The sequence below is a fragment of the Gryllotalpicola sp. CP2-P1 genome (genome assembly GCF_057512245.1).
The window spans coordinates 1-6,385 of the sequence record NZ_JBLRDT010000144.1; the positions used below are offsets into that span (position 1 = coordinate 1).

At 70.7% G+C, this 6,385-nt stretch carries 5 protein-coding genes and 1 pseudogene; 1 reads left to right on the forward strand and 5 read right to left on the reverse strand.

The genetic code is table 11. The features are described 5' to 3' along the window. Positions 1-60: 60 nt before the first annotated feature. Genes ACM2XV_RS11030 through ACM2XV_RS11040 form a run of 3 tightly spaced genes read right to left on the reverse strand, consistent with a single transcriptional unit; the run spans position 61 to position 3,792 of the window. Entirely contained in the window at positions 61-1,065 is a 1,005-nt protein-coding gene (locus tag ACM2XV_RS11030) for an AAA family ATPase (protein ID WP_487026957.1), read from the reverse strand. Continuing rightward, positions 1,062-1,547, reverse strand: a complete 486-nt coding sequence (gene coaD / locus ACM2XV_RS11035) for a pantetheine-phosphate adenylyltransferase (protein WP_344778656.1) — start codon at positions 1,545-1,547, stop codon at positions 1,062-1,064. Before coaD ends, ACM2XV_RS11030 begins: the two co-directional genes overlap by 4 nt. A gap of 55 nt (positions 1,548-1,602) precedes the next feature. Beyond that, positions 1,603-3,792, reverse strand: a complete 2,190-nt coding sequence (locus ACM2XV_RS11040; protein WP_487026958.1) for an ATP-dependent DNA helicase RecG — start codon at positions 3,790-3,792, stop codon at positions 1,603-1,605. Between the two features lie 59 nt (positions 3,793-3,851). On the opposite strand from ACM2XV_RS11040, the gene rsmD reads away from it, so the two are divergent. Beyond that, on the forward strand, positions 3,852-4,421 hold the full coding sequence (gene rsmD / locus ACM2XV_RS11045) for a 16S rRNA (guanine(966)-N(2))-methyltransferase RsmD (protein WP_487026959.1): 570 nt from the start codon (positions 3,852-3,854) through the stop codon (positions 4,419-4,421). Here the strand turns inward: rsmD and ACM2XV_RS11050 are convergent. After that, the gene (locus ACM2XV_RS11050; RefSeq protein WP_487026960.1) at positions 4,418-6,073 is read right to left on the reverse strand and encodes a helicase HerA-like domain-containing protein; all 1,656 of its coding nucleotides are present in this window, start codon (positions 6,071-6,073) and stop codon (positions 4,418-4,420) included. The genes rsmD and ACM2XV_RS11050 overlap by 4 nt on opposite strands. A 37-nt stretch (positions 6,074-6,110) precedes the next feature. Continuing rightward, a pseudogene (locus ACM2XV_RS11055) lies at positions 6,111-6,385 on the reverse strand (thiamine-phosphate kinase); the annotation flags it as partial.

Sequence of the window (6,385 nt, forward strand, 5' to 3'; positions counted from 1 at the left end):
GCCTGCCGCACCCACGACCCAGCCGCGCAGCGTTGGGACCGGTCGGGACACGGCGTTCACCTAGTGGCCCGAGGGAACCGGGGTCGCGGCGACGATGCGCTCGACCACGTCGGCCACGAGCGCGGTGCCCTCGTGGCGGCGCCCGAGCGCGCGACTCGTCGGCAGCAGGCGGTGTGCGAGCACCGGCACCGCGAGGGCGTCGATGTCGTCGGGAAGCACGAACTCGCGACCCGCGATCGCCGCCCGCGCCTTCGCGGCGCGCACGAGCTGCAGCGTCGCGCGCGGGCTCGCTCCGAGCCTGATGTCCTGGTCATCGCGCGTGGCGCGGGCGATCGCGACCGCGTACTGCTTGACGGCGGCTGACGTGAAGACGGCCCGCACGCCGGCGAGCATCTGACGCAGTGTGTCGAGGTCGACGACCGGCTCGATCGCGTCGATCGGGTTCACGAGGTCGCGCGCGCCCAGCATGTCGACCTCGCTCGCGGCATCCGGATAGCCCATCGCCACGCGCGCCATGAAGCGGTCGCGCTGCGCCTCGGGAAGCGCGTACGTGCCCTCCATCTCGATGGGGTTCTGGGTCGCGACGACGATGAACGGGCGGGCGAGCGGGTAGGTGCCGCCGTCGACGGAGACCTGGCGCTCCTCCATCGCCTCGAGCAGCGCGGACTGCGTCTTCGGGCTCGCCCGGTTGATCTCGTCGCCGATGACGATGTTCGCGAACACAGTGCCCGGCTTGAACTCGAACTCGCGCGTGGCCTGGTTGAACACGCTGACGCCGGTCACGTCGCTCGGCAGCAGATCGGGCGTGAACTGGATGCGGCTGATCGTGCCGCCCACGGCCCGCGCGAGCGAGCGGGCGAGCATCGTCTTGCCGACACCGGGCACGTCCTCGATGAGCAAGTGCCCTTCGGCGAGCAGCACCGTGAGCGCGGTGACGACCTGCTCGTGCTTGCCGTCGATCACGCGCTCGACGCTCGCGATGATGCGCTCGGATGCCTCGGCGAGGGCCGCGGCCGCAAGCGAAGCGGTCTGGCCCGTCGCCGCCGGGGTCGGCACCGTGGTCATCGGGAGGCCACCGCCGCGAGTACTGCCGCGGGCACGTAGGGGCCGACGTCGCCGCCGAGCGAGATCACCTGTCGCACGAGGGTGCTCGACACCTGCGCGTGCTCGGGGCGAGGCAGCACGAACACCGTCTCGACGCCGGCGAGGTGCTCGTTCACGATGGCCATAGGAGTCTCATACACCAGATCGGTGTGCGAGCGAATGCCCTTTACGAGTGCCGTCGCCCCGACCTGGGTGCAGTAGTCGGCGAGGAGGCCCGACGAGTACTGCGTCACGGTGATCGACCCGGGCAGTCCGGCGTCGGCCACGGCCTGCTCGATCACCGCGACCCGCTCGTCGGCGCTCAGCAGCCCGCCGGGCTTCTCGGGGTTGTGGACGACCAGCACGTGGACGTCGTCGAACAGGCGCGCGGCGCGTTCGATGACATCGAGGTGCCCCAGGGTGACCGGGTCGAATGAGCCCGGTACGACGGCGAGCCTGCTCATAGGGTTTCAGCCTAACCGCGCCGAACCGGTGCTGAGCGGCTCTCATTCCGCGTACTCAGCCTTTGGAGAGGAACTCGCGCTCGGACTCGTCGAGCCGCCGGTCGACCGCCTCTTTGAGCGGCGCGTGCTTCCGCAGCGTCGGGTCGCTGTCGATCACGGATGCCGCGGCCGCACGCGCCTGCCCGATGACCTCGCCGTCGATCGCGACGCGCAGCAGTCGCAGCGACGAGCGCCCGCCCGACTGGCGCGCCCCCAGCACGTCGCCCTCGCGGCGCAGCTCGAGGTCGATCTGCGCGAGCTCGAAGCCGTCGAGATTCGCGGCGACGGCCTCGACGCGGTCGCGCGCGAGGGTGTCGTGCTCGGCAGACGTCACGAACAGACAGACCCCCGGAACGCTGCCGCGGCCGACGCGACCGCGCAGCTGGTGCAACTGGCTCACGCCGAAGCGCTCGGCGTCGAGCACGATCATCGTCGATGCGTTGGGCACGTCGACGCCCACCTCGATCACCGTCGTCGCGACGATCAGGTCGAGCTCGCGCCGCCCGAACGCAGCCATCACCTCGTCTTTCTCATCGGAGCTCATGCGCCCGTGCAGCATGCCCATGCGCACGCCCTCGAGGTCGGGGCGCTGCTCGAGATGCCCGAAGACGTCGACGACATTGGCGATGGGATGCCTCGCCGAGACCTCCGCCCCGTCTTCGCCCTCGTCCAGCTCGTCGCCCTCTTCGACGTCTTTCGGGCTGATGGCGGGGCAGACGACGAACACCTGCCGCCCCTGATCGATCTCCTGCTTGGCGCGCTTCCACACGTTCGGGAACCAGTCGGGGCGCTCGGCGAGCGGCACGACGAAGCTCTCGATGCCCTGACGCCCCATGGGCAGCTGGCGGATCGTCGAGATGTCGAGGTCGCCGAAGACCGTCATCGCCACGGTGCGCGGAATCGGCGTGGCGGTGAGCACCAGCAGATGCGGGGGCGTCTTGCCCTTCGCGCGCAGTGTCTCGCGCTGCTCGACGCCGAAGCGGTGCTGCTCGTCGACCACGACGAGACCGAGGTCGAAGAACTCGACCGCGTCGGAGAGCAGGGCGTGCGTGCCGACGACGATGCGCGCCTGCCCCGTCACGATGCGCAGCAGCGCCTTCTTCCGCTGGGCCGCGCTCAGCTGGCCGGTGAGCAGCGTGGGCATGAGCTCGGCCGACAGCTCGGGGCCGAGCGCCCGCACGATCGACCGCAGGTGCTGCGCCGCGAGCACTTCGGTCGGCGCCAGCAGCGCGGACTGGCCGCCGGAGTCGGCCACCGTCGCCATCGCACGCACCGCGACGAGCGTCTTGCCACTGCCGACCTCGCCCTGCACCAGCCGGTTCATCGGCACGTCGCGCGCGAGGTCGAAGGCGAGCTCGGCGCCGACGAGGCTCTGGTCGGGCGTGAGCTCGAACGGCAGCGCCTCGTCGAGTCGCTCGGCGAAGCCGCCGGGAATCGCCTTTCGGGGCACGGTGTGCGCCGAGCGACTCACGGCGCGCTGCTGCAGCAGCGCCGTCTGCAGCACGAATGCCTCGTGGAAGCGCAGCGTGTCGCGGGCGCGGCGCCAGTCGCTGTCGGTCTGCGGCAGGTGGATGAGCCGCAGCGCGTCGAGGTAGCCGAGCAGACCGTGCTCCGCACGCACCGCGTCAGGCACGGGGTCGAGCACCTCTTCCTCATCGAGCACGTCGAGCGCGTGCGCGATCGCATCGGCGACCTTCCAGCTCTGGATCGACGCGGTCGCCGGGTAGACCGGAATCGGCTGGATCGCCCACTGCCGCGCCCGCTCGACGTCGACCGCCGGGTCTGGCACCTCTTCGTCTTCGCTGAACAGCTTGATCTCGGGATGCGTCAGCTGCGCCTCGCCCTTGAAGCGCGTCACCTTGCCCGAGAACATGCCGCGGTCGCCCTTCGACAGCTGGTTCTCGCGCCAGGGCTGGTTGAAGAACGTCGCGGTCATCTCGCTGCGGCCGTCGCCGATCGTGATCGTCTGAATCGAGCCGCGCCGGGTCTTGAACGGCTTGCTCGTGACCCGCAGCACCGTGGCGATCACGGTCGCGACCTCGCCGTCCGGCAGCGAGTCGAGCGGCGTCGGCTCGCCGCGGTGCACGTAGCGACGCGGGTAGTGGCTCAGCAGGTCGGCGACCGTCACGAGCCCCCACGCCTTGTGGAAGGCCGTCGCCGAGCGGCCACCGATCACACCGCTGAGCTTGGCGTCGAGACCGACCATGCTTCGGAGTCTAGAACACAGCTACGACATCGCCGGGTGCCGCACGGTAGCTTGTGGATATGACCCGGATCATCGCGGGCGCCGCGGGGCGCGTCACCCTCACTGTTCCGAAGTCGGGAACGCGGCCCACGAGCGACCGGGTGCGCGAGGCCCTGTTCTCTGCCCTCGAGGCGCGCGACGTGCTCGACGGCGCGCGCGTGCTCGACCTGTACGCGGGCTCGGGGGCGCTCGGCCTCGAGGCGGCCAGCCGCGGCGCGGCATCCGTCGTCCTGGTCGAGAAGAACGCGGCGGCTGCGCGCGTCGCCAAGCAGAACGCGGCGCTGGTGACGCGGGCGATGAGATCGGATGCCGGGGCCGTCGGCGTCGTGCAGAGCGCGGTCGCCTCGTTCCTCGCCTCGGCGACGGGCCCCTTCGATGTGGTGTTCAGCGACCCGCCCTACGAGGTCACCGACGCGGACGTCGCCGCCGACCTCGAGGCGCTCGTGCCGCTGCTCGCATCGGGCGCGCTCGTGGTCGTCGAGCGCTCCTCCCGCTCCCCCGAGCCGACCTGGCCCGCCGCACTCGCCCCGAGAAGTCCGAAGAAGTACGGCGAGACCACGATCTGGTTCGCCGAAAGCCCCGCCGCCTAGCGCCGCCGCGTGCCGAAGATGCCGTCGAGCACACCCTTGAGCACGGTCTGGGTGGTGCGCGAGGTGAGCACCTTGACGGCCGTCTTGCCGATCTGCGCCGCCTGCGTCTGACGAGCCTTCCGCTCGCGGGCATCCGCCGCGCTCTTCTTCGCCTGCGCCTTCGCCTCGCTCGCGGCCTGCGCCTTCTCGGCCGCGGCGTTCAACTTGGCGGTGAGGATCTCGCCGGCCGACTCGCGGTCGATCGACGTGCCGTACTTCGCCATCAGCGGAGACGCGCCGATGACGGCGTCGATCGCCGCCTCAGGTGCGGTCGTCATCGACGACTGCGGCGCACGCATGCGGGTCCACGCGACCGGCGTCGGCGCGCCGGACTCGTTCATGACCGTGACGATCGCCTCGCCCGTGCCGAGCGAGGTGAGCACCTCTTCGAGGTCGTAGCCCGACTTCGGGTACGTCGACACCGTCGCCCGCAGCGCCTTCGCGTCGTCGGGTGTGAAGGCACGCAGCGCGTGCTGCACGCGCGAGCCGAGCTGCGCGAGCACGTCTTCGTGCACGTCCTTCGGGGACTGCGTGACGAAGAACACCCCGACGCCCTTCGAGCGGATCAGCCGCACGGTCTGCGTGATCTGGGTGATGAACTCCTTGCTGGCATCCGTGAACAACAGGTGCGCCTCGTCGAGGAAGAACACGAGCTTCGGCTTCGGCGCGTCGCCCACCTCGGGCAGCGAGTTGTAGAGGTCGGCGAGCAGCCACATGAGGAACGTCGAGTAGAGCTGGGGCTGGTCGGCGACGCCGGGCACCTCGAGCAGGCTGACGATGCCGCGGCCGTCGGATGCCTGCCGCAGGAACTCGGCCGTGTCGATCTCGGGCTCGCCGAAGAAGGCCTCTGCACCGGTGGCCGCGAACGAGACGAGCTCGCGCAGAATCACCCCGGCCGTCGCTGGCGAGATGCCGCCGATGCCGGCCAGCTCGGCCTTGCCCTCGTCGCTCGTGAGGTACTGCAGCACGGCGCGCAGGTCTTCGAGGTCGAGCAGGGCGAGCCCCTTCTCTTCCGCATAGTGGAACACGAGGCCGAGGCTCGACTCCTGCACCTCGTTGAGTCCGAGCACGCGCGCCAGCAGCAACGGGCCGAAGCCGGCGATCGTCGCGCGGATCGGCACGCCCTTCCCCTTGCCGCCGAGCGAGAACACCTCGGTCGGGAAGTGCGCGGGCGCCCAGTCCTGCCCGATCGCCTTCGTGCGGGCGAGGAGCTTGTCGCTCGGCTCGCCGTCGACCAGGATGCCCGAGAGGTCGCCCTTGATGTCGGCCGCGAACACGCTGACCCCGTTGGCGGAAAGCTGCTCGACGATCGCCTGCAGCGTGCGCGTCTTGCCCGTGCCGGTCGCCCCCGCGATCAGGCCGTGGCGGTTCAGCATCCCGAGCGGAATGCGGATCTGCGCGTCCGGCAGCGGCTCGCCATTGAGCAGCGCGCCGAGCTCGAGGCTCGTGTCGGTGAAGCCGTAGCCCGCCGTGATCTTGTCGATGTCGGCCTGGCCAAGCGGCCCGGCTGCAGCCGGCGCCGCGCGCAGGGCTTCCTCGGCCTGGCGCCTGAGCTCGTCCGCCTGTTTCTGAAGTTCTTCCGCCTGCCTCTGCAGGTCCCCCGGATCGGTCATGAGCGAAGCATATTGCTGCACGGGTGAGGGGGCACGGTCACGAGAGCCGGCCGTCCCACTGCTCGTAGGGGTCCCACCCGCCGAGCTCGCCGAACTCGTCGCCGCCGACCAGCACCCGCCCGGTTCCCGGCGTCACCGTGCCGATGCGCCGGAACCCCTCGGGCAGCGGTGCGCCCGCCGGGAACGTCGCGAGCAGCGAGTGGTCCTCTCCCCCGCGCAGCGCGTCGTCGTCGAGGGGGTCGAGTTCGAGATCCACGCCGGATGCCTGCGCGAGCCGCCGCGCGTCGAGCACCAGTCCGTCGCTCAGGTCCA